Raw genomic sequence first — 19,144 nt, forward strand, 5'->3', positions numbered from 1 at the left:
GGCGTGCTGGGGGTGGACGCCGGGGCCTACTGGGCGCAGATGCAGGCCAATGTGGATGTCTTCGATGATGTCCTCAACGGCGTGATCAAGAGTCTGGTGTTCGGTCTGGTGGCCACCTGGATCGCCGTGTTCGAGGGCCACGACACCGAGCCCACCGCCGAGGGGGTGAGCCGGGCCACCACCCGCACCGTGGTGCATACCGCCCTGGCCGTCCTGGCCCTGGATTTCATCCTCACCGGCCTGATGTTCGGTGAGCTTTAACGGAACGGCAAGATGACGACACGCTGGATCGAGATCACCGTCGGTTTGTTCGTGGCCCTGGGGATCGGGGCCCTGTTCGTCCTGGCCCTGAAGGTGAGTAACCTGAGCGAGTACGGCGGCGAGGAGGGCTACCAGGTGCAGGCCTACTTCAGCAATATCGGCGGGTTGAAGGAACGGGCCCCCGTCACCCTGGCCGGGGTGCGGGTGGGGCGGGTGAGCGACATCCGCTACGACCCCGAGCGCTTCCAGGCACAGGTCACCCTCACCCTGTCGGCACAGCACGACTACCTGCCCCGGGACACCCAGGCCAGCATCTACACCGCCGGCCTGCTGGGTGAGCAGTACATCGCCCTGGAGCCGGGGGCCGAGGAGGCGGTGCTGCAGGATGGGGACACCCTCCTGTTCACCCAGTCGGCGGTGGTGCTGGAGGAGCTCATCGGGCGCCTGATGGTGAATCTCACCCAGAACTGATGCCGGGGACCGCTCCGGCGGTATGCCGCCATGCCTAACGGAGGATCGAGATGCGATCGCTGAACACCCTTGTTGCGGCCCTGCTTCTGGGGCTGTGCCTCCCGGCCCTGGCCGCCACCATGCCGGAGCGGGATCCGGTGGATCTGGTGGAGACCACGGCGGATCGGGTACTGGGCGAATTGCGGGAGGACCCCGAACGCACCCGCGAGAATCCGGAATTCCTCTATGACCTGGTGGACGAGATCATCCTGCCGCTGATCGACTTCGAGGGCATGTCCCGGCTGATCCTCGCCCGCCACTGGCGCACCGCCACCCCGGAACAGCGGGAGCGCTTCACCAAGGCCTTCCGCGACATGCTGGTGCGCACCTACACCCGGCAGATGGCCGAGCACATGGACAAGGATATCCGGGTCCTGCCCCACCGCAGCTTCCAGGACGAGCGCATGGCCTCGGTGGTCACCGAGGTCGTCATGGGGCAGGGGGAGTCCAATATCCCGGTCACCTACCGTCTGCGGCCCGTGGATGGGCGCTGGAAGGTCTTCGACCTGGAGGTGGAGGGACTGAGCTTTGTCACCAACTTCCGCACCGCCTTCGGCACGGAGGTGGAGAAGTCGGGACTCGACGCCCTCATCCGTCGTCTGGAGGAGGGGGATGAGGCCCTTGTGGAGGAGGCCGTGGAGACCGGCGGGGCATCATGACGCAGGCGCAGCTGGAGCAGATCCCCGGCGGCCTGCGCCTGACGGGCCCGCTGACCCGGGAGACGGTGCCCGCCCTGTGGTCCGGGGCCCCGGCGCGGCTGTGCTCGGGGGAGGCCCCCTGCCGCGTGGACCTGTCCGGTGTCACCCGCAGTGACTCCGCGGGGGTGGCCCTGCTGCTGGCCTGGCTGCGCCTGGGGGGCGGACAGGGCCTGGTCTATACCGGCGTGCCGGCGCACATGCGCCCCCTGATCCGCCTGAGCGACCTGGAGGGGGTGCTGCCCGAGGCGGGGACGCAGGAGGGGTGAACCCGCAGGAACCGGCAGTAAGGGGGGATTGCCCGGTGGGGGTGCCTGCCCCGCGCGGGCTTTTCCGCTATCATGCCCATCCCATGGACAAGCTCATCATCAGAGGGGGTCGCCCGCTTCAGGGCGACGTGCGCATCTCCGGGGCCAAGAACGCCGTGCTGCCCATCCTGGCGGCCACCCTGCTGGCGGATGGCCCCATGGTCATCGGCAACGTCCCCCACCTGCAGGACGTGACCACCACCATGGGGTTGCTGGGGCGGATGGGGGTGTCCCTGACCCTGGACGAGCGCATGCGCATCGAGGTGGATCCCAACACCCTGCGGGAGTGCGTCGCCCCCTATGATCTGGTGCGCACCATGCGCGCCTCCATCCTGGTGCTGGGTCCGCTGCTGGCCCGCTACGGTGAGGCGGAGGTGTCCCTGCCCGGGGGCTGCGCCATCGGTTCGCGGCCGGTGAACCTGCACCTCAAGGGTCTGGAGGCCATGGGGGCGGAGATCCGCGTGGAGGACGGCTATATCCGCGCCCGCGCCCCGCGTCTGCGGGGGGCACGGCTGGTGCTGGACACCGTCACCGTCACCGGCACGGAGAACCTGCTCATGGCCGCCACCCTGGCCGAGGGCACCACCGTCATCGAGAACGCCGCCCGCGAACCGGAGGTCATCGACCTGGCCCACTGTCTCATCGCCATGGGGGCGCGCATCGGTGGGGTGGGCACCGACACCCTCACGGTGGAGGGGGTGCCCACGCTGCGGGGCTGCACCTACGATGTGCTGCCGGATCGCATTGAGACCGGCACCTTCCTGGTGGCGGCGGCCCTGACCGGTGGCCGGGTACGGCTGCGGGATACCGAGCCCAAGGCCCTGGACGCGGTGCTGGCGAAGCTGGAGGAGGCCGGGGCCGGACTGGAGGTGGGCTCCGACTGGATCGAGCTGGACATGCGCGGACGCCGGCCCCGGGCCGTGAGCCTGCGCACCGCCCCGTATCCGGCCTTCCCCACGGACATGCAGGCCCAGTTCGTGGCCCTCAATGCCGTGGCCGAGGGCACCGGGGCGGTGACGGAGACGGTCTTCGAGAACCGTTTCATGCACGCCCTGGAGATGCAGCGCATGGGGGCGGACATCCGCATCGAGGGCAACACCGCCATCATCCGCGGCGTGGACCACCTGGACGGGGCGCCGGTGATGGCCACGGACCTGCGGGCCTCCGCCAGCCTGATCCTGGCGGGCCTGGCGGCCCGCGGCGAGACCGTCGTGGACCGTATCTATCACATCGATCGCGGCTACGAGTGCATCGAGGAGAAGCTGTCCCAGCTCGGGGCCGACATTCGCCGCATACCCGGATAATCCATGCCAGAGAAGACCCTGACCATCGCCCTCTCCAAGGGCCGCATCTACCAGGACACCCTGCCGCTGCTGGCCGAGGCCGGCATCGAGCCCGCCGACGACCCGGAGACCAGCCGCAAGCTGATCCTGGAGACCAACCGGGACGATGTGAAGCTGGTGGTGATCCGGGCCGCGGACGTGCCCACCTATGTGCAGTACGGGGCGGCGGACCTGGGGGTGTCGGGCAAGGACGTGCTCATGGAGCACGGCGGCGAGGGCATCTACGAGCCCCTGGACCTGAACATCGCCCGCTGCCGGCTCATGGTGGCGGGCCGGCCCGGGGCCCATCTGCGCCCCGGCCGCCTGCGGGTGGCCACCAAGTTCGTCCAGGCCACCCGGCGCCACTTCGCCGCCCGGGGCCGCCAGGTGGAGATCATCAAGCTCTACGGCTCCATGGAGCTGGCCCCCCTGGTGGGGCTGGCGGACTGCATCGTGGACCTGGTGGACACCGGCAATACCCTGCGGGCCAACGGCCTGGAACCCCTGGAGCCCATCGCCGACATCAGCTCCCGCCTGGTGGTGAACAAGGCGGCCATGAAGATGAAGTCCGCCCGCATCAAGGACCTGGTCGCCCAGCTGTCGGCGGCGGTGGAGCGGCGCCGCTGAACCGCGGCGGGCCGCCGCGCCCGCCGTCCCGGTCCCGGGACGGTACACACGAACACCCGGAACGATCCATGCAATACCCCACCGATGACCTGAGAATCGTCAATATCCGCGAGGCCCTGCCGCCGCGCCGGCTGCTGGAGGACCTGCCCGTCACCGAGGCCGCCGCCCGCACCGTCTTCGAGACGCGGCGCGCCCTGCAGGCCATCCTGCGGGGGGAGGATGACCGCCTGGTGGTCATCGCCGGACCCTGCTCCATCCACGACGTGGAGGCGGCCCGGGACTACGCCCGGCATCTGGCGGCGGCCCGGGATGCCCTGGCCGGGGAGCTGCTGGTGATCATGCGGGTCTATTTCGAGAAACCCCGCACCATCGTCGGCTGGAAGGGCCTGATCAACGATCCCAGCCTGGACGGCAGCTTCGAGATCAACAGGGGCCTGCACCTGGCCCGCGGTCTGCTGCTGCATCTGGCGGATTCGGGCATGCCCGGGGCGACGGAATACCTGGACCCCATCAGCCCCCAGTACATCTCCGACCTGGTGGCCTGGGGGGCCATCGGCGCGCGCACCACCGAGAGCCAGGTGCACCGGGAACTGGCCTCCGGCCTGTCCTGCCCGGTGGGCTTCAAGAACAGCACCGACGGCAGCCTGCAGATCGCCATCGATGCCATCCGCTCCGCCGGCAAGCCGCATCACTTCCTGTCGGTGACCAAGGCCGGCCACTCGGCCATCTTCTCCACCGCGGGCAACCCCGACGGCCATATCATCCTGCGCGGCGGGCGCCGGCCCAACTACGACGCCGCCAGCATCCAGGAGGCCGCCTCGGCCCTGGAGGATGCCGGTCTGCCGGCCCGCCTCATGGTGGACTGCAGCCACGCCAACAGCCGCAAGGACCCGGTGCGGCAGGTGGAGGTGGCCCGTGACGTGGCCGCCCAGGTGGGGGCGGGGGACCGGCGCATCATGGGGGTGATGCTGGAGAGCCACCTGGTGGCCGGACGCCAGGACGTGACCCCCGGCCGCCCCCTGACCTACGGCCAGAGCATCACCGATGCCTGCATGGGCTGGGACGATACCGGGCCCGTGCTGCAGGAACTGGCAGCCGGGGTGCGGGCGCGCCGCGCCGCCGCCGGCCGGGGCTGAGTCCCGGCCCCTCATCCAACGCCGAATCCGCGGGAGAAGACCCATGCCGATCATCAACCGACTCGACAGCAGTGAGGCCGATTTCCGGGAGCGGCTCGACCGCCTCCTGGCCTGGGAGGGGGTCTCCGACGAGACCGTGACCCGCACCGTGAGCGAGATCCTGGCCGACGTGCGCCGGCGCGGGGACGCCGCCCTGCTGGAGTACACCGCCCGCTTCGACCGCCTGCAGCGCCCCCGGGTGGCCGACCTGGAGATCCCCCCGGAGCGCCTGCGCCGGGCCCTGGAGGGGCTGGAGACGGAACAGCGCCGGGCCCTGGAGACGGCCGCCGACCGGGTGCGGCGCTATGCCGAGCACCAGCGCCTGGCCGACTGGCAGTACACCGAGCCCGACGGCACGGTGCTGGGGCAGCAGATCACGCCCCTGGACCGGGTGGGGCTGTACGTCCCCGGGGGCAAGGCGGCCTATCCCTCCTCGGTCATCATGAACGCCGTCCCCGCCAAGGTGGCCGGGGTGCCGGAGGTGATCATGGTGGTGCCCACCCCGGATGGCACCCTGAATGAACTGGTGCTGGCCGCCGCCGCGGCGGCGGGGGTGGACCGGGTCTTCGCCCTGGGCGGGGCCCAGGCGGTGGCGGCCCTGGCCTACGGCACCGAGACCGTGCCGGCGGTGGACAAGATCGTGGGCCCGGGCAACATCTACGTGGCCACGGCCAAGCGCATGGTCTTTGGCAACGTGGGCATCGACATGGTGGCCGGACCCTCGGAGATCCTGGTGGTCTGCGACGGGCAGACGGACCCCACCTGGATCGCCGCCGATCTCTTCTCCCAGGCGGAGCACGACGAGGACGCCCAGGCCATCCTGGTGTCCCCGGACGGTCCCTACCTGGACATGGTGGCGGCGGCCATGGACGAACTGCTCACGGAGATGCCCCGGGCGGAGATCATCCGCACCTCCCTGGCGGCCCGCGGGGCCCTGATCCGGGTGCGGGACCTGGACGAGGCGGTGGCGGTGGCCAACCACGTGGCCCCCGAGCACCTGGAGCTTTCGGTGGCCGATCCCGCCGCCCTGGCCAGCCGTATCCGCCACGCCGGGGCCATCTTCATGGGCCGGCACACCGCCGAGGCGGTGGGGGACTACTGCGCCGGGCCGAACCACGTGCTGCCCACCTCGCGCACGGCGCGGTTCTCCTCGCCCCTGGGGGTGTACGATTTCCAGAAGCGCTCCAGCCTCATCCAGTGTTCCCCGGCGGGGGCCGCCGAGCTGGGCCGCACCGCCGCGGTCCTGGCCCGGGGGGAGGGGCTGGTGGCCCACGCCCGTTCCGCCCAGTACCGGACTGCAGACGAAGAATCCAAGTCATGACCTGGACCCCCGAGACCCTGATCCGGCCCGAGATCCGGGAACAGTCCGCCTATCCGGTGCCGCCCTCCGGGGGGCTGATCAAGCTGGATGCCATGGAAAACCCCTACGAATGGCCCGAATCCCTGCGCCGCCCCTGGGCGGAGCACCTGGCCGGGGTGGCGGTGAACCGCTATCCGGACCCCCGGGCCGGGGATCTGGTGGCCGCCCTGCGGCGGGTGATGGGGATCCCCGGGGGGGCGCAGGTGATGCTGGGCAACGGCTCGGACGAGCTCATCCAGATCCTGCTCATGGCCCTGGCCGGGCCGGGGCGGGTGGTGATGGCGCCGGAACCGGCCTTTGTCATGTACCGCACCGTAGCCCGCTGGCTGGGCATGGAGTACGTGGGGGTGCCGCTGCGGGAGGACTTCGCCCTGGACCTGCCGGCCCTGCACCGGGCCCTGGAGATCCACCGGCCCGCGGTGCTGTTTCTGGCCTATCCCAACAACCCCACCGGCAATCTCTGGCCGCGGGAGGCGGTGGAGCAGCTCATCGAGTCGGCCCCGGGGCTGGTGGTGGTGGATGAGGCCTACAGCCCCTTCGCCGCCGACAGCTTCCTGCCGGCGGCGGGATCCCATCCCCGCCTGCTGGTGATGCGCACTGTCTCCAAGCTGGGGCTGGCGGGCCTGCGCCTGGGCTATCTCTGCGGACCGGCGCCCTGGCTGGAGCAGCTGGACAAGCTGCGCCTGCCCTATAACGTCAACACCCTCACCCAGGCGGCGGCCTGCTTCGCCCTGGAGCATCATGACGTGCTCGAGGCCCAGGCGACGGCCATCCGCCGGGACCGGGAGGCGCTGTACCGTGGGTTGCAGGCCCTGGAGGGGATCGAGCCCTTCCCCAGCGAGGCCAACTTCATCCTCTTTCGCACGCCCACGGGCCGGGCCCGGTCCCTGTTCGAGGGCATTCGCGCCCGCGGGGTCCTTATCAAGGATCTCTCGGGGCAGGGGGGATTGCTGACGGACTGCCTGCGGGTGACCGTGGGCACCCCCGGGGAGAATGCCCGCTTCCTGGACGCCCTTACCGGGGCCCTGGCCGGGGGCGACTGAGGCCGCCCCCGGGCATCAGGAGGCCTGCATGCGCGGCCGTTGACCCACCCGGGCCTGCAGTTCCAGGGGGCGGTCGTCGCGGATCCCGCGGATCTCCAGGGTCTCTCCGGGGCGCCGCCGGGCGATGAGATTCAGGGCCTTCTGGGCGCTGGTGATGCGGGTGCCGTTCAGGTGGGTGATGACATCGCCGGGGCGGATCCCCGCCTGCGCCGCCGGTCCCCGGGCCAGCACCCCCGCCACCAGGATGCCGCGGGTATCCTCCAGACCAAAGGAGGCCGCCAGCTGCGGCGTGATCTCCTGGATCTCGATGCCCAGCCAGCCGCGCACCACCGCCCCCTGCTCGATGATCTGGGTCATGACGTCCCGGGCCAGATCCACCGGGATGGCAAAACCGATGCCCTGGGAGCCGCCGGAGCGGGTGAAGATGGCGGTATTGATCCCCACCAGTTCGCCATGGGCGTTCACCAGGGCGCCGCCGGAGTTGCCCGGGTTGATGGCGGCATCGGTCTGGATGAAGTTCTCGTAGGTGTTCAGTCCCAGGCGGGAGCGGCCGGTGGCGCTGACGATCCCCTGGGTGACCGTCTGGCCCACCCCGAAGGGATTGCCGATGGCCAGCACCACGTCCCCCACCCGCAGGCCGCGGGCATCGCCGGTGACGACGCTGGGCAACCGGTCGCCGGTGTCCAGCTTGAGCACCGCCAGGTCGGTCTCCGGATCGGTGCCCACCACCCGGGCCGGATCGCTGCGGCCGTCGGCCCGCATCACCTCGATGGCATCGGCCCCTTCGATCACATGGTTGTTGGTGAGGATATGGCCCTGGGGGCTCATGATCACCCCGGAGCCCAGGTTGGTCTGGGTGCGCTGCCGGGGGGCGCCAAAGCCCTCGCCGAAGAATTCGCGGAACACCGGATCGTCCAGGAAGGGATGGGCGCGCTGGATCACCGTCTTGCGGGTGTAGATGTTCACCACCGCCGGCGCGGCCCGTTCCACCGCGGCGGCATAGGACACTGGACCGCCGGGCCCCGGCAGGGGGGCGGGTCCGCTGCTCTGCACCACCTCCACCACCGGGGCGGGATCGCGCACGAGACCGGGGAAGAGCACCAGGATCAGGACGGCGGCCCCCAGGCCGACAGCCACGCCCCGGGCGAGGAAGGGACGAATGCGGGTCATGGCGTTAAAATACCACAAGCACCCCACGGGGTGGGGATGCCCCGTCGTCCCAAGTCATGCCGCGCAGGCCGCGGCCGGAGTCCATGCCATGGTCGAACTCGATACCCTCGTCCACCATCTGGATGCCCTGCTGGACGCGGGGTCCTTCCAGGATTACTGCCCCAATGGTCTGCAGGTCCAGGGGCGTCCCCGGGTGGCCCGCCTGGTGAGCGGTGTCACCGCCAGCCAGGCCCTCATCGAGGCCGCCGTGGAACGGGAGGCGGATGCCCTGCTGGTGCATCACGGCTACTTCTGGAAGGGGGAATCCCCCTGCATCACGGGGATGAAGCGCCGCCGCCTGGGTCTGCTGCTGGCCCACGACATCAGCCTGATCGCCTATCATCTGCCCCTGGATGCCCATGCGCATCTGGGCAACAACGCCCAACTGGGCCGTTTGCTGGGTTTGGTGGCCGAGGCCCCCCTGCGTCCGGATGGCATCGGCTGCATCGGGCGGCCGGATGAGCCCCTGGACGGGGCGGCCCTGGGGGCGCGCATCGCCGCCCGCCTGGGGCGCGAACCCCTGTGGATCCCCGGGGGGGACGGGCCGGTGCGCCGGGTGGCCTGGTGCACCGGCGGGGCCCAGGGGATGATCGAACAGGCCGCGGCCGCGGGGATGGATGCCTTTATCAGCGGCGAGATCTCCGAGCCGACCGTGCATGTGGCGCGCGAGGCGGGGATCCACTACTACGCCGCCGGTCATCACGCCACCGAGCGCTATGGCCCCCGGGCCCTGGGGGAGGCCGTCGCGGAGACCTTCGGCATCGAGCATGTGTTCATCGATATCGACAATCCTGCATAGATCAATGCATCTTGCGGCCGTTGCGGGTCACCCTTGACGTTATGGTCTTATTCGGGAATCCTACAGCGTTTTGAGTGCCCCGGTGCGTCGAAGGGTTTTGGGGGGCGTGCGTTTATCCTGAAGGGCCCGGTGTGCGATCGGGCGCCCAGCGACCAGCGGTACTTCATGGACCTCAACGGGAGAATCTTTGAATGTCTTACGAAGACGTGAACCAGAATCGACGGCGATTCCTGGTCGCGGCCACGAGCGTGGTCGGCGGAGCAGGGGTCGCCGCGGTGGCCTATCCCTATCTGGCTTCATTGTCCCCCAGCGCCCGGGCTCAGGCGGCAGGTGCTCCGGTGGAGGTGGATGTCAGCGGGATCGAGCCGGGGCAGCTCGTCCAGGTGGAATGGCGCGGCAAGCCCGTGTGGGTGACGTACCGCACCGAGGAGATGCTGGAACTGCTGCCCAAGAACCGCGAGCGGCTGGTGGATCCGGACTCCGAGGTGGCGAGCCAGCAGCCCGATTACTGCGCGAACCCCACCCGGTCGCGCCGGCCCGAGCTCTCCGTGCTCATCGGCATCTGCACCCATCTGGGCTGCACCCCCAGCTATCGTCCCGAGGTGGCCCCGGAGGACCTGGGGGAGACCTGGAACGGCGGCTACTTCTGTGCCTGCCACGGTTCCAAGTTCGATCTGGCGGGGCGGGTCTGGCGTAACATGCCGGCACCGACGAACCTGGTGATTCCGCGCCACATGTACAAGTCGGATAACCTGCTGGTGATAGGCGAAGACGAAGAAGGAGTCGCGGCATGAGAGCTATCCTCGACTGGATCGACGCCAGGTACCCGCTCACCAAGGTCTGGAATGAGCACCTGGCGGAATACTACACGCCGAAGAACATGAATTTCTGGTACTACTTCGGCTCCCTGTCCTTCCTGGTGCTGGCCATCCAGATCGTCTCCGGCATCTTCCTGACCATGTTCTACAAGCCGGATGCCGAACTGGCCTTCGCCTCTGTGGAATACATCATGCGCGATGTGCAGTGGGGCTGGCTCATCCGCTACATGCATGCGGTGGGGGCCTCCGCCTTCTTCATCGTGGTCTATCTGCACATGTATCGCGGGTTGCTCTATGGCTCGTACAAGCGTCCCCGGGAGCTCATCTGGATCACCGGTGTGCTCATCTACCTGGTGCTGATGACCGAGTCCTTCGCCGGCTACATGCTGCCCTGGGGGCAGATGTCCTACTGGGGGGCGCAGGTGATCGTGAATCTGTTCAGCACCTTCCCGGTGATCGGGCCGGACCTGGTGACCTGGATCCGTGGTGACTTCCTCGTCTCCGACGCCACCCTGACCCGCTTCTACGCCCTGCACGTGGTGGCCCTGCCGCTGGTGCTGGTGGGTCTGTCCTTCGTGCACGTGGTGGCCCTGCATGCGGTGGGTTCCAACAACCCCGACGGCGTGGAGACCAAGTACTTCACCGACGAGAACGGCCGTCCCCTGGACAGCATCCCGTTCCATCCCTACTACACCGTGAAGGATATGGTGGGTTTCGGGGTCTTCGCCATCATCTTCTTCGGCATCGTCTTCTTCGCCCCCGAGGCGGGTGGTTACTTCCTGGAGAAGAACAACTTCGAGATCGCCGATCCCCTGACCACCCCTGAACTGATCCACCCGGTGTGGTACTTCGGCGCCTTCTACTCCATGCTGCGTGTCATTCCCGATCCGCTGCTGGGGGTGCTGGTGATGTTCGCCGCCCCGATGGTGCTGTTGTTCCTGCCCTGGATCGATCGCAACCCGATCCTTTCGGTGCGCTACCGCAGCCCCATCCACAAGTTCAACCTGGTGACCTTTGGCGTGGTCTTCCTGGTGCTCACCTACCTGGGGCTGCAGCACATCACCACCTTGAACCAAGAAATCGCCCTGCGCTTGACCCTGGTCTACTACCTGTTCTTCTTCGTGCTCTGGTTCCATAGCAAGCCGCGTTCCGATGCCTTCAGTTGGGGGTGGTTCCTGGCGATCGTCGCCGCGTACAGCTACTACGACTTCACGCGTATCGCGGCCGATGGGGACCGGGTGACGATCATGACCTGGTGGCTGGTGCCGACCCTGTATCTGGGGATCTGCCTGCTGCTGCCCCTGTTCTCCCAGCTCAACGAAGAAAAGCCGGTTCCGGCGAGGGTGACTTCGTGATGAAAAAGATTCTGACACTCAGTCTTGTGATGTTCCTGGGGGCTCCGGGCCTGGCCCAATCGGCCGGTGGAGGGGTCCATCTGGAGGAAGCCAATATCGACCTGACCGACCAGGCCTCCCTGCAGCGGGGTGCGGAGTACTTCTTCGATTACTGCATCGGGTGTCATTCCCTGCAGTACGATCGCTACGCCACCATCGCCAAGGGACTGGGCCTCTCCGAGGAGCAGGTCACCGAGCAGTTCATCCATACCCGTACCGAGAAGGGCGAACCCTCTGCGGTGGGCAGCCTGATCGAGATCGCCATGCGGCCCGAGGATGCGGAGCAGTGGTTTGCCCAGCCGGCCCCGGATCTGACCCTCACCTCCCGTCAACGGGGTGCGGACTGGATCTACAGCATGCTGCAGGGGTTCTATCTGGATGAGGGAACCACCTTCGGCGTCAACAACCGGGTCTTCCCGGACATGGGCATGCCCCACGTCCTCTGGGAACTCCAGGGCTGGCAGGAGAATGTCGGCGAGGAGGGCCATGTGGAGCTGGAGCTGAAGGAAGAGGGCCGCATGTCCCCCGAGGAGTTCGACGATGTGGTGCGCGACATCACGGCCTTCATGGTCTACATGGGCGAGCCGATCCAGCTGGAGCGTGAGCGCATCGGCGTGTGGGTGCTGGGCTTTCTGGTGATCTTCACCTTCCTGGCCTACCTGCTGAAGAAGGAGTACTGGCGCGACGTGCATTGACGCCGTGTCACGCCCCGGGGCAGGGAAGCCCCCCGTTTGTCTGGCGGGCGCGCATGGCGCGCCTGCTTGCCCAGGGAGAGCCCCCATGGCGTCCGTCGCCAACCGCAGATCTGTCATGACCCTGTTTTCGTCCCCGGCCTGCCCGCGCTGTCATGCGGTGCGGATCGTCCTGGCCGAGAAGGACATCGCCTTCGAGATCGCCCACGTGGATCCCGAGGCCATTCCCGAGGACCTGTCCCATCTCAACCCCTACGGTTCGGTCCCCACCCTTGTGGACCGGGAACTGGTCCTGTACGGTACCCAGGTTATCCAGGAGTATCTGGATGAACGGTTTCCCCATCCGCCGCTGATGCCGGTGGATCCCGTCTCCCGTGCCAGCACCCGGCTCGCCCTCTATCGCGTGGAGCGGGACTGGTATCACGGGATCGATGAACTGCAGGCCGCCACCGGGCGGTCCGCCACGGCGCCGCGCCGCATCCTGGTGGAGAGCCTGACCGCCTCCGCTGAGGTCTTCGCCGCCAGGCCTTTCTTCCTCGGCGACGAGTTCAGCATCCTGGACGCCGCCGTGGCCCCGGTGCTGTGGCAACTGCCGCAGCGGGGCATCCCCATGGAGCGGCTGCCGCAGCCGGTCCAGGCCTACGCCCGGCGCATCTTTGCGCGGGAGTCCTTTCAAAAGAGCCTGAGCGAGGCCGAAAGGGAGGGGATCTGATCCGGATGCCGGCGAGACCCGAGCCTGTGCAAGCCCACGCCCGTGTGCGAGTGTGATCATGACCTCCAGCCGCCCCTATCTCATCCGCGCCATCTATGAGTGGATCGTCGACAACGGCCTGACGCCGCACCTGCTGGTGGACGCGGCCCAGGACGTGGTGGTGCCCCGGGAGTACGTGGAGGCCGGGCGCATCGTCCTGAACGTGGCCCCCATGGCGGTCAATGGCCTGCATATCGGCAACGAGGAGGTGACCTTCAGCGCCCGCTTCGGCGGCCGGCCGATGAACGTGCAGGTGCCCGTGGAACGGGTGCTGGCCATCTACACCCGGGAGAACGGTCAGGGCATGATGTTCGCCGAGCCCGAGGAGGGGGATGGCGGTGATGAACCCCCGCCGGAGGGGGGCGATGGCCCCGACGGGGGAGATGGCGGCGGCCGCAAGGGGCCGAGCCTGCGGGTGGTGAAGTAAGCCCGCCTCCCGCCGATCCGGCGGTCTGATCTACTGCCCCGCCGCCACGGGGGAGGGGGGTACGGGCATCCCCTTGCCCGGGTTGAGGATGTCCGCCGGATCGAAGCAGGCCTTGATGCCCCGCATCAGTTCCAGCGCCTCCGGGGTCAGTTCCCGGTCCACATAGTCCCGCTTGGCGATGCCCACGCCGTGCTCCCCCGAGAGGGTGCCCTGCAGGGAAAGCACCCGATCGAACAGCCGCTCCAGGCAGGGGTTGGCCGCCGCCATCTGGCGGGGGTCATCCGGGTCCACCAGCAGATTCACGTGGATGTTGCCGTTGCCGGCATGACCGAAACTGACGATGGGAATGCCGTATTCCCGGGATAGTGCCTCCACGTCCCGGATCAGGTCCGGCATGCGGGAGACGGGCACGGCCACGTCCTCGTTGATCTTCTTGGGGGCGATCTGCCGCAGGGCGGGGGAGAGGGCCTTGCGCGTGGCCCACAGGGCCTGCACCTCCTCCTGGGTTCGCGCCTGGGTGAGGGACAGGCAGCCCTGGCCCCGGGCGGCCCCGGCCACCCGCTCGGTCGCCTCCGTCAGGCCCGCCTCGGGGCCGTCCACCTCGATCATGAGCAGGGCCCCCGCCGCCTCGGGCAACGGGACCGTGGAGTAGGAGCGGATCATGGCGATGGCCTGGCCGTCCATAAACTCCAGGGCGCAGGGGACCACCGGCTGGGCCATGATGCGGGAGACGGCCCGGGCGGCCGCCTCCATGGAGTCATAGATGCCCTGGAGCGTGCGCTTGCCCTCCGCCAGGGGGGTGAGGCGCAGCACCGCCTCGGTGAGGATGCCGAGGGTCCCCTCGGAACCGATGAGCAGCCGGGTCAGGTCATAGCCCACCACCCCCTTGGTGGTGCGCACGCCCGTGTGCAGGATCCGGCCGCTGCCGGTGACCGCGGTCAGACCCAGGGTGTTCTCCCGGGGGGTGCCGTATTTCACCGCGCGGGGTCCGGCGGCGTTGTAGGCCAGGTTGCCCCCGACGGTGCAGTAGGCGGCGCTGGTGGGGTCCGGGGGCCAGAAGAATCCGTGGGCGGCGGCGGCATCCTGGATGGCCTGGTTGGTGACGCCCGGCTGCACCACCATGAGCCGGTTGTCCGGGTCCAGTTCCAGGATGCGGTCCATGCGCTCGAAGCTGAGCACCACGCCGCCCCGGTCCGGCACCGTGGCGCCGGTGGTGCCGGTGCCCCGGCCCCGGGCGATGAGGGGGATCCAGCGGTCCCGGCAGGCCTCCACCACTGCCTGCACCTGGGCCGTGTCGGTGGCGAAGATCACCGCCTGGGGCGGGGCGTGGAGACGGGAGTTGTCGCCCCCGTAGGCCCAGCAGTCCCCCGGTGCCGTGCGCAGGTTCCCGGGACCGGCGGCATTGGCCAGGGCCTGGAGGGCGCTTTCGGAAAGGGGGGCGGGGGGGGTCATTCACGGATCCCCAGGAGTTGCCGGTCGATGAGATCGCACAGGGCGTGGATGGCCACCAGGTGGGTCTCCTGGATGCGCGCCGTGCGTTCGGAAGGGGCGCGGATCTCCACGTCCCTGGAGGTCAGGTGTTCCGCCAGGGGGCCGCCGTCCCGGCCGGTGAGGGCGACCACCCGCAGGTCCCGTTCCCGGGCGGCTTCGATGGCGCGCAGGATGTTGGGGGAACGGCCGGAGGTGGAGATGGCCACGAGTACGTCCCCGTGCTGCCCCAGGACCCGCACCTGACGGGCGAAGATCTGCTCGAAGGCATCGTCGTTGGCAATGGAGGTGAGGGTGGAGGTGTCGGTGGTCAGGGCGATGGCCGGCAGGCCGGGACGGTCGTGTTCGAAGCGGTTCACCATCTCGGAGGCGAAGTGCTGGGCGTCCGCCGCCGAGCCTCCGTTGCCGCAGATCAGGATCTTGTGTCCCCCCAGCAGGGTCTCAAGCAGGCAGCCGGCGGCGGTGGCGATGGTGTCCGGAAGGCGTTCGGCCGCCAGGCGCTGGGTCTCGGCGGTCTCGGTGAAGGTCTGGCGGATGAGCGCTTGCAGATTCATGGGTTTGGTGGGCCTTAGCTGTGGGCCTCGAAGGCGTTGGGGATCCACTGGATGCGGTCGTCCGCCTCGATGACGACCACGTCCAGACGGGCGCTGCGACCCTGGCCATGGGCCTGCAGGTAGTGGGCGGCGGCGGCGAGGATGCGGCGCTGTTTGCGTGTGTCGATGCTGGCCAGGGCACCGCCGAATCGGGCCGAGCGGCGCTGGCGCACCTCCACAAAGACCAGGGTGCCCTGATCCTCCATGACCAGGTCGATCTCGCCCGCCTTGCAGCGGTACTGGGCGGTGAGAAGGCGCAGGCCCCGGGATTCCAGGTGGGCCCGGGCGCGGGCCTCGGCACGGTCCCCCTGGGCGCGGCGGTTCATGGCGCGCCCAGGGGCAGTGGTGCCACGGTGCCAGCCCGCAGCAGTTGTGGCCGGCCATCCATGAACCGGGCCCAGTTCAGGGTCCGCAGGACCCGGCCCCGGTCGTCCATGTGCAGGCGTCCGGTGAGTCCCTCATACCCCGCGCCGTCGCCCCGTGCCAGTTCCCCCATGCGGGGGATGAGGTGCAGGGCATCGAAACCCAGGGCCACCAGCCGCGGTAGCCGGCGGGCTGAGTCGGTTCCGGTCTCCTCCAGACGGCGCCTCAGTTCCGCACGGGGGTTGGCCTCCTCCAGCACCCAGGGGATGTCGGCGAACAGGATCCCACCCAGGTCCTCATCCATGCGGGGATCGGGTTGGGCGCTGTAGACATGGGAGGTGGCCATCACCGGGAGCGTCCCCGCGTGATGATAGCGCAACTGGGGCCGGATGAGGCGCGCCTGCTGGGGGGAACCGGCGAGGAAGATCAGATCCACATCTTCCCGGTAGCGTGGTGTTGCCTCCTCCTCCCGTACCTCGTCGTTCTCCGGGACGGGGTCCTCCGGCAGGGGGCGGATGCGCAGCGTGTCCTTGATCAGGGCCTCGAAGTCCGTGGCGGTGGCTGGATAAAAACCCACTTCGCGCACCACCCCGCCCAGGGTGGTGAAACGGGTCTCGAAGGCCCGCTGCAGGCGCACCCCGAGTGCCGTGTCCGGTGCCAGGATCACCGCCTGCTGCAGGCCGTCCAGGATGGCCCGCTCGGCCACCTGCCGGGCCTCGTCCTCCGGATTCAGGCCGAACTGGTAGAGATCCTCGGGAAAGGGGCCGTCACCGAGGGTGTGATTCAGTGCCAGGGTGGGTACGGACAGATCCTGCTGTGCCGCCAGTTCCTCCACGGCGGCCCGGGTGAGGGGGCCGATCACCCATTGGGCCCCCGCCTGCACGGCGGATCGGTAGTGCGCCTGTGCCCTGGCCGCATCCCCGGCCGTGTCGTGGAATTCCAGGCGGGGACGGCGCTCCCGGGGCAGGTCGAAGTAGGCGGCGGTGATGCCCTCCTGGATGGCCCGGCCGGCGGTGGCCAGGGGGCCGCTCAGGGGGAGCAGCACCGCCACCCGGGTGGGCCATTGCCGGGCTTGTTTCCAACGGTCGCTGAGCCGTTGTGTGATCAGGGGATGGGCGGCGTGTCCGGGATGGCGGTGGCGCCAGTCCTCCAGGTCCCGCGGGCGCGGTGCGGGATCCCGGGCGAGGTGGGCCAGGCGTACCCAGCCCCGGGCATCGGGTGGCAGAGGGGCCGCCGCCAGTCCCTCCAGGACCTGGTCGGGGGCTGCGGTGAGGCGTGTCCACAGGGTCTCCGCCAATCTGCGCCGCTGCGTTTCGTCTCCGGTGGCGGCCGCGGCGGCCAGGTCCGCCACGGCCCCGGACCACTGCCCTGCGGCCCACTGCGCCCGGCCCCGGATCTCCATGACCTGCCGCAGAAGCGGGATGTTCAGCTCTCCGGATTCCGCAGGGAGAAGGTCCAGGGCCGTCTCCGGCTCGTCCTGGTGGAGGGCGATCCGCGCCTGCATCAGGGCAAGGCGCGCACGGTCCTCGCCCCGCAGCTCCTGCCCGGCCAGTTCTGCGGCAAGGGCCTGCCCCTGCCGCCAGGCCTCTTTGCCGGCGGCCTCGCGGCTGAGCAGGTCCAGGGCCTCCAGTTGCAGCTGCGCACGGGGGGCTCCCCGGGTTTCCCCTGCGGCTTCCAGATAACGCCGCGCCGCGGCCTCGTATTCACCGGCGGACGCCAGGTCTCGGGCCTCTTGCAGGAGGGGGGCATCCGCCGGTGGGGCGGGGGCCATGCCCGCGCACCCGCTCAGCAATAGCAGCAGGAGGAGTGTTCCCGCCGCCAGGGCGTGCCATGGCCATGGGCGGAAGGGGCTCGGGTGGGGTGTCGTGCAGTGCGTCATGGTTCCTCGGTGGGGCCGGTCGGGGGTTGCTTTCGCGGCACCCCCGGGCGGGTTAGACTCGACCCCTTTCCATAAAGGGCTCAGTATCTTGGGCGGGGTGCGACGTGTCAATTGAAGCCGGTGTGCTGTACGTGGTGGCTACTCCCATTGGCAACCTGGGGGATCTTTCCCCGCGGGCGGTGGAGGTGCTGCGCGACGTGGACGGCATCGCCGCCGAGGATACGCGCCATACCGCGGGTCTTTTGACCCACGCCGGCATCCGCACGCCCCTGGTGAGCCTCCATGAGCATAACGAGGAACGCCAGGTGCCGGGACTCCTGAATCGGCTGCAGAAGGGGGAGGCCCTGGCCCTGGTGAGTGATGCCGGCACCCCCCTGGTGAGTGATCCCGGGTATCGCCTGGTGCGGGGGGCCCGGGAGGCCGGGTTTCGGGTCTCACCGGTGCCGGGGCCCTGCGCCTTCGTGGCGGCCCTGTCAGTGAGCGGGCTGCCCTCGGATCGCTTCCTGTTCGAGGGGTTCCTCCCGGCCCGTGCCCCGGCGCGCCGCAGGCGCCTTCAGGCCCTGGCGGGGGAGACCTGCACCCTGGTCTTCTACGAATCCAGCCACCGCATTGCCGGGAGCCTGGAGGATATGGCGCAGGTCCTGGGGGGCTCGCGTCCGGCCGTGGTGGCGCGGGAACTCACCAAGACCTTTGAACAGATCCAGGGCGGCACCCTGGCGTCACTGAACGCTTGGCTGGCCGAGACCTCCGATCACCGCCGGGGGGAGTTCGTGGTGCTGGTGGCCGGTGCCCCGGATGCCCCGGCGCAGACGCTGGATCCCGAGGCGGAGCGGATCCTCGCGCTGTGCCTGCGGGAGATGCCCCTGAAACGGGCCGCCCGCCTGACGGCCGGGATCACCGGCCTGCCGCGCAACCGGCTCTATGCCCGGGGGCTGGAATGGGCGGGCTGCGGGTCGGACGGTGAGGACCGCTGATCCGGATCTTGGGCCGCACCGGGCAGTTGGGTCCGGTCTTTGCGTCTATGCAGATCTACAGTACACTGTGCCATGGAGTCGGCCAGACAGCCGCTGCGGCCAGGTTGCCGTGGAGGAAAGTCCGGGCTCCACAGGGCAGGGCGCCAGGTAATGCCTGGGCGGCGCGAGCCGACGGAAAGTGCCACAGAGAGCAGACCGCCGATGGCCCGCAAGGGCACAGGTAAGGGTGAAAGGGTGCGGTAAGAGCGCACCGCGCGGGTGGTAACACGCCGCGGCACGGTAAACCCCGCCCGGAGCAAGGCCAAATAGGGGTGCACAGGTGTGGCCCGCACTGCACCCGGGTAGGCCGCTTGAGGCGTGCGGTGACGCACGTCCCAGAGGAATGGCTGTCCACGACAGAACCCGGCTTATCGGCCGGCTCCAACTCCTCATCCGATCGCCTCTCCGGTGATCCCC

Annotated in this window: 21 protein-coding genes and 1 other RNA gene; 17 read left to right on the forward strand and 5 right to left on the reverse strand. The window is 69.2% G+C overall.

Features of this window, described 5'->3' with window-relative positions; translation table 11 throughout:
* The 9 genes from CKO33_RS11005 to hisC form a co-directional block, all read left to right on the forward strand.
* On the forward strand, nt 1-261 hold a 261-nt coding region (locus CKO33_RS11005), incomplete at its 5' end, for an ABC transporter permease (protein WP_200182292.1).
* Nucleotides 262-273: 12 nt separating this feature from the next.
* Entirely contained in the window at nt 274-732 is a 459-nt protein-coding gene (mlaD, locus tag CKO33_RS11010; protein ID WP_200182293.1) for an outer membrane lipid asymmetry maintenance protein MlaD, read from the forward strand.
* Between the two features lie 50 nt (nt 733-782).
* Complete coding sequence (locus CKO33_RS11015) at nt 783-1,430, forward strand: MlaC/ttg2D family ABC transporter substrate-binding protein (protein ID WP_200182294.1); 648 nt, start codon at nt 783-785, stop codon at nt 1,428-1,430.
* A complete protein-coding gene (locus CKO33_RS11020) occupies nt 1,427-1,735 on the forward strand; it encodes an STAS domain-containing protein (RefSeq protein ID WP_200182295.1) in 309 nt (102 codons plus the stop codon). Before CKO33_RS11015 ends, CKO33_RS11020 begins: the two co-directional genes overlap by 4 nt.
* An 83-nt stretch (nt 1,736-1,818) precedes the next feature.
* Complete coding sequence (murA, locus tag CKO33_RS11025) at nt 1,819-3,078, forward strand: UDP-N-acetylglucosamine 1-carboxyvinyltransferase (RefSeq protein ID WP_200182316.1); 1,260 nt, start codon at nt 1,819-1,821, stop codon at nt 3,076-3,078.
* Nucleotides 3,079-3,081: 3 nt separating this feature from the next.
* Nucleotides 3,082-3,723, forward strand: a complete 642-nt coding sequence (gene hisG / locus CKO33_RS11030; RefSeq protein ID WP_090484913.1) for an ATP phosphoribosyltransferase — start codon at nt 3,082-3,084, stop codon at nt 3,721-3,723.
* A gap of 68 nt (nt 3,724-3,791) precedes the next feature.
* A complete protein-coding gene (locus CKO33_RS11035) occupies nt 3,792-4,859 on the forward strand; it encodes a 3-deoxy-7-phosphoheptulonate synthase (RefSeq protein WP_200182296.1) in 1,068 nt (355 codons plus the stop codon).
* A 43-nt stretch (nt 4,860-4,902) separates the two neighbouring features.
* The gene (gene hisD / locus CKO33_RS11040; protein ID WP_200182297.1) at nt 4,903-6,219 is read left to right on the forward strand and encodes a histidinol dehydrogenase; all 1,317 of its coding nucleotides are present in this window, start codon (nt 4,903-4,905) and stop codon (nt 6,217-6,219) included.
* The gene (gene hisC, locus CKO33_RS11045; protein WP_200182298.1) at nt 6,216-7,301 is read left to right on the forward strand and encodes a histidinol-phosphate transaminase; all 1,086 of its coding nucleotides are present in this window, start codon (nt 6,216-6,218) and stop codon (nt 7,299-7,301) included. The genes hisD and hisC overlap by 4 nt, the downstream gene beginning before the upstream one ends.
* Before the next feature lie 15 nt (nt 7,302-7,316).
* On the opposite strand, the gene CKO33_RS11050 is transcribed toward hisC, so the two are convergent.
* Nucleotides 7,317-8,471, reverse strand: a complete 1,155-nt coding sequence (locus CKO33_RS11050) for a Do family serine endopeptidase (RefSeq protein ID WP_200182299.1) — start codon at nt 8,469-8,471, stop codon at nt 7,317-7,319.
* A gap of 88 nt (nt 8,472-8,559) precedes the next feature.
* Between CKO33_RS11050 and CKO33_RS11055 the strand changes: the two genes are divergently transcribed.
* The 6 genes from CKO33_RS11055 to CKO33_RS11080 all read left to right on the forward strand — a co-directional run bounded on the left by CKO33_RS11055 (nt 8,560) and on the right by CKO33_RS11080 (nt 13,391).
* On the forward strand, nt 8,560-9,309 hold the full coding sequence (locus CKO33_RS11055; RefSeq protein WP_200182300.1) for a Nif3-like dinuclear metal center hexameric protein: 750 nt from the start codon (nt 8,560-8,562) through the stop codon (nt 9,307-9,309).
* Nucleotides 9,310-9,500: 191 nt separating this feature from the next.
* The gene (petA, locus tag CKO33_RS11060; RefSeq protein WP_200182301.1) at nt 9,501-10,103 is read left to right on the forward strand and encodes a ubiquinol-cytochrome c reductase iron-sulfur subunit; all 603 of its coding nucleotides are present in this window, start codon (nt 9,501-9,503) and stop codon (nt 10,101-10,103) included.
* Entirely contained in the window at nt 10,100-11,482 is a 1,383-nt protein-coding gene (locus CKO33_RS11065) for a cytochrome b (RefSeq protein WP_200182302.1), read from the forward strand. Before petA ends, CKO33_RS11065 begins: the two co-directional genes overlap by 4 nt.
* Nucleotides 11,482-12,216 carry a cytochrome c1 gene (locus CKO33_RS11070; protein ID WP_200182303.1) on the forward strand — a complete coding sequence of 245 codons (735 nt, stop codon included), beginning with the start codon at nt 11,482-11,484 and terminating at the stop codon, nt 12,214-12,216. Before CKO33_RS11065 ends, CKO33_RS11070 begins: the two co-directional genes overlap by 1 nt.
* 85 nt (nt 12,217-12,301) lie before the next feature.
* Nucleotides 12,302-12,925, forward strand: a complete 624-nt coding sequence (locus CKO33_RS11075; RefSeq protein ID WP_200182304.1) for a glutathione S-transferase N-terminal domain-containing protein — start codon at nt 12,302-12,304, stop codon at nt 12,923-12,925.
* A 58-nt stretch (nt 12,926-12,983) separates the two neighbouring features.
* Nucleotides 12,984-13,391 (forward strand): ClpXP protease specificity-enhancing factor, encoded by a 408-nt coding sequence (locus CKO33_RS11080; protein ID WP_200182305.1) that lies wholly within the window; start codon nt 12,984-12,986, stop codon nt 13,389-13,391.
* A 30-nt stretch (nt 13,392-13,421) separates the two neighbouring features.
* Here the strand turns inward: CKO33_RS11080 and CKO33_RS11085 are convergent, their stop codons facing one another.
* The 4 genes from CKO33_RS11085 to CKO33_RS11100 are packed head-to-tail and all read right to left on the reverse strand — an operon-like array spanning nt 13,422 to nt 17,606.
* Entirely contained in the window at nt 13,422-14,843 is a 1,422-nt protein-coding gene (locus CKO33_RS11085) for an FAD-binding oxidoreductase (protein ID WP_200182306.1), read from the reverse strand.
* On the reverse strand, nt 14,840-15,433 hold the full coding sequence (locus tag CKO33_RS11090) for a phosphoheptose isomerase (RefSeq protein ID WP_200182307.1): 594 nt from the start codon (nt 15,431-15,433) through the stop codon (nt 14,840-14,842). The genes CKO33_RS11085 and CKO33_RS11090 overlap by 4 nt, the downstream gene beginning before the upstream one ends.
* A 14-nt stretch (nt 15,434-15,447) precedes the next feature.
* A complete protein-coding gene (locus tag CKO33_RS11095) occupies nt 15,448-15,798 on the reverse strand; it encodes a YraN family protein (RefSeq protein WP_200182308.1) in 351 nt (116 codons plus the stop codon).
* A complete protein-coding gene (locus tag CKO33_RS11100; RefSeq protein ID WP_200182309.1) occupies nt 15,795-17,606 on the reverse strand; it encodes a penicillin-binding protein activator in 1,812 nt (603 codons plus the stop codon). Before CKO33_RS11100 ends, CKO33_RS11095 begins: the two co-directional genes overlap by 4 nt.
* A gap of 212 nt (nt 17,607-17,818) precedes the next feature.
* On the opposite strand from CKO33_RS11100, the gene rsmI reads away from it, so the two are divergent.
* Together rsmI and rnpB are read left to right on the forward strand one after the other, a co-directional pair.
* Complete coding sequence (rsmI, locus tag CKO33_RS11105) at nt 17,819-18,688, forward strand: 16S rRNA (cytidine(1402)-2'-O)-methyltransferase (RefSeq protein WP_338081771.1); 870 nt, start codon at nt 17,819-17,821, stop codon at nt 18,686-18,688.
* Nucleotides 18,689-18,762: 74 nt separating this feature from the next.
* An RNA gene (gene rnpB, locus CKO33_RS11110) (RNase P RNA component class A) lies at nt 18,763-19,114 on the forward strand.
* Nucleotides 19,115-19,144: the final 30 nt, after the last annotated feature.

This window comes from Ectothiorhodospira mobilis (assembly GCF_016584115.1).
In the GTDB taxonomy this organism is placed as follows: domain Bacteria; phylum Pseudomonadota; class Gammaproteobacteria; order Ectothiorhodospirales; family Ectothiorhodospiraceae; genus Ectothiorhodospira; species Ectothiorhodospira mobilis.

Coding starts and splice junctions, on each gene's coding strand:
- mlaD (WP_200182293.1), top strand. CDS start 274: ATGACGACACGCTGGATCGAGATCACCGTCGGTTTGTTCGTGGCCCTG.
- CKO33_RS11015 (WP_200182294.1), top strand. CDS start 783: ATGCGATCGCTGAACACCCTTGTTGCGGCCCTGCTTCTGGGGCTGTGC.
- CKO33_RS11020 (WP_200182295.1), top strand. CDS start 1,427: ATGACGCAGGCGCAGCTGGAGCAGATCCCCGGCGGCCTGCGCCTGACG.
- murA (WP_200182316.1), top strand. CDS start 1,819: ATGGACAAGCTCATCATCAGAGGGGGTCGCCCGCTTCAGGGCGACGTG.
- hisG (WP_090484913.1), top strand. CDS start 3,082: ATGCCAGAGAAGACCCTGACCATCGCCCTCTCCAAGGGCCGCATCTAC.
- CKO33_RS11035 (WP_200182296.1), top strand. CDS start 3,792: ATGCAATACCCCACCGATGACCTGAGAATCGTCAATATCCGCGAGGCC.
- hisD (WP_200182297.1), top strand. CDS start 4,903: ATGCCGATCATCAACCGACTCGACAGCAGTGAGGCCGATTTCCGGGAG.
- hisC (WP_200182298.1), top strand. CDS start 6,216: ATGACCTGGACCCCCGAGACCCTGATCCGGCCCGAGATCCGGGAACAG.
- CKO33_RS11050 (WP_200182299.1), bottom strand. CDS start 8,471: ATGACCCGCATTCGTCCCTTCCTCGCCCGGGGCGTGGCTGTCGGCCTG.
- CKO33_RS11055 (WP_200182300.1), top strand. CDS start 8,560: ATGGTCGAACTCGATACCCTCGTCCACCATCTGGATGCCCTGCTGGAC.
- petA (WP_200182301.1), top strand. CDS start 9,501: ATGTCTTACGAAGACGTGAACCAGAATCGACGGCGATTCCTGGTCGCG.
- CKO33_RS11065 (WP_200182302.1), top strand. CDS start 10,100: ATGAGAGCTATCCTCGACTGGATCGACGCCAGGTACCCGCTCACCAAG.
- CKO33_RS11070 (WP_200182303.1), top strand. CDS start 11,482: ATGAAAAAGATTCTGACACTCAGTCTTGTGATGTTCCTGGGGGCTCCG.
- CKO33_RS11075 (WP_200182304.1), top strand. CDS start 12,302: ATGGCGTCCGTCGCCAACCGCAGATCTGTCATGACCCTGTTTTCGTCC.
- CKO33_RS11080 (WP_200182305.1), top strand. CDS start 12,984: ATGACCTCCAGCCGCCCCTATCTCATCCGCGCCATCTATGAGTGGATC.
- CKO33_RS11085 (WP_200182306.1), bottom strand. CDS start 14,843: ATGACCCCCCCCGCCCCCCTTTCCGAAAGCGCCCTCCAGGCCCTGGCC.
- CKO33_RS11090 (WP_200182307.1), bottom strand. CDS start 15,433: ATGAATCTGCAAGCGCTCATCCGCCAGACCTTCACCGAGACCGCCGAG.
- CKO33_RS11095 (WP_200182308.1), bottom strand. CDS start 15,798: ATGAACCGCCGCGCCCAGGGGGACCGTGCCGAGGCCCGCGCCCGGGCC.
- CKO33_RS11100 (WP_200182309.1), bottom strand. CDS start 17,606: ATGGCCCCCGCCCCACCGGCGGATGCCCCCCTCCTGCAAGAGGCCCGA.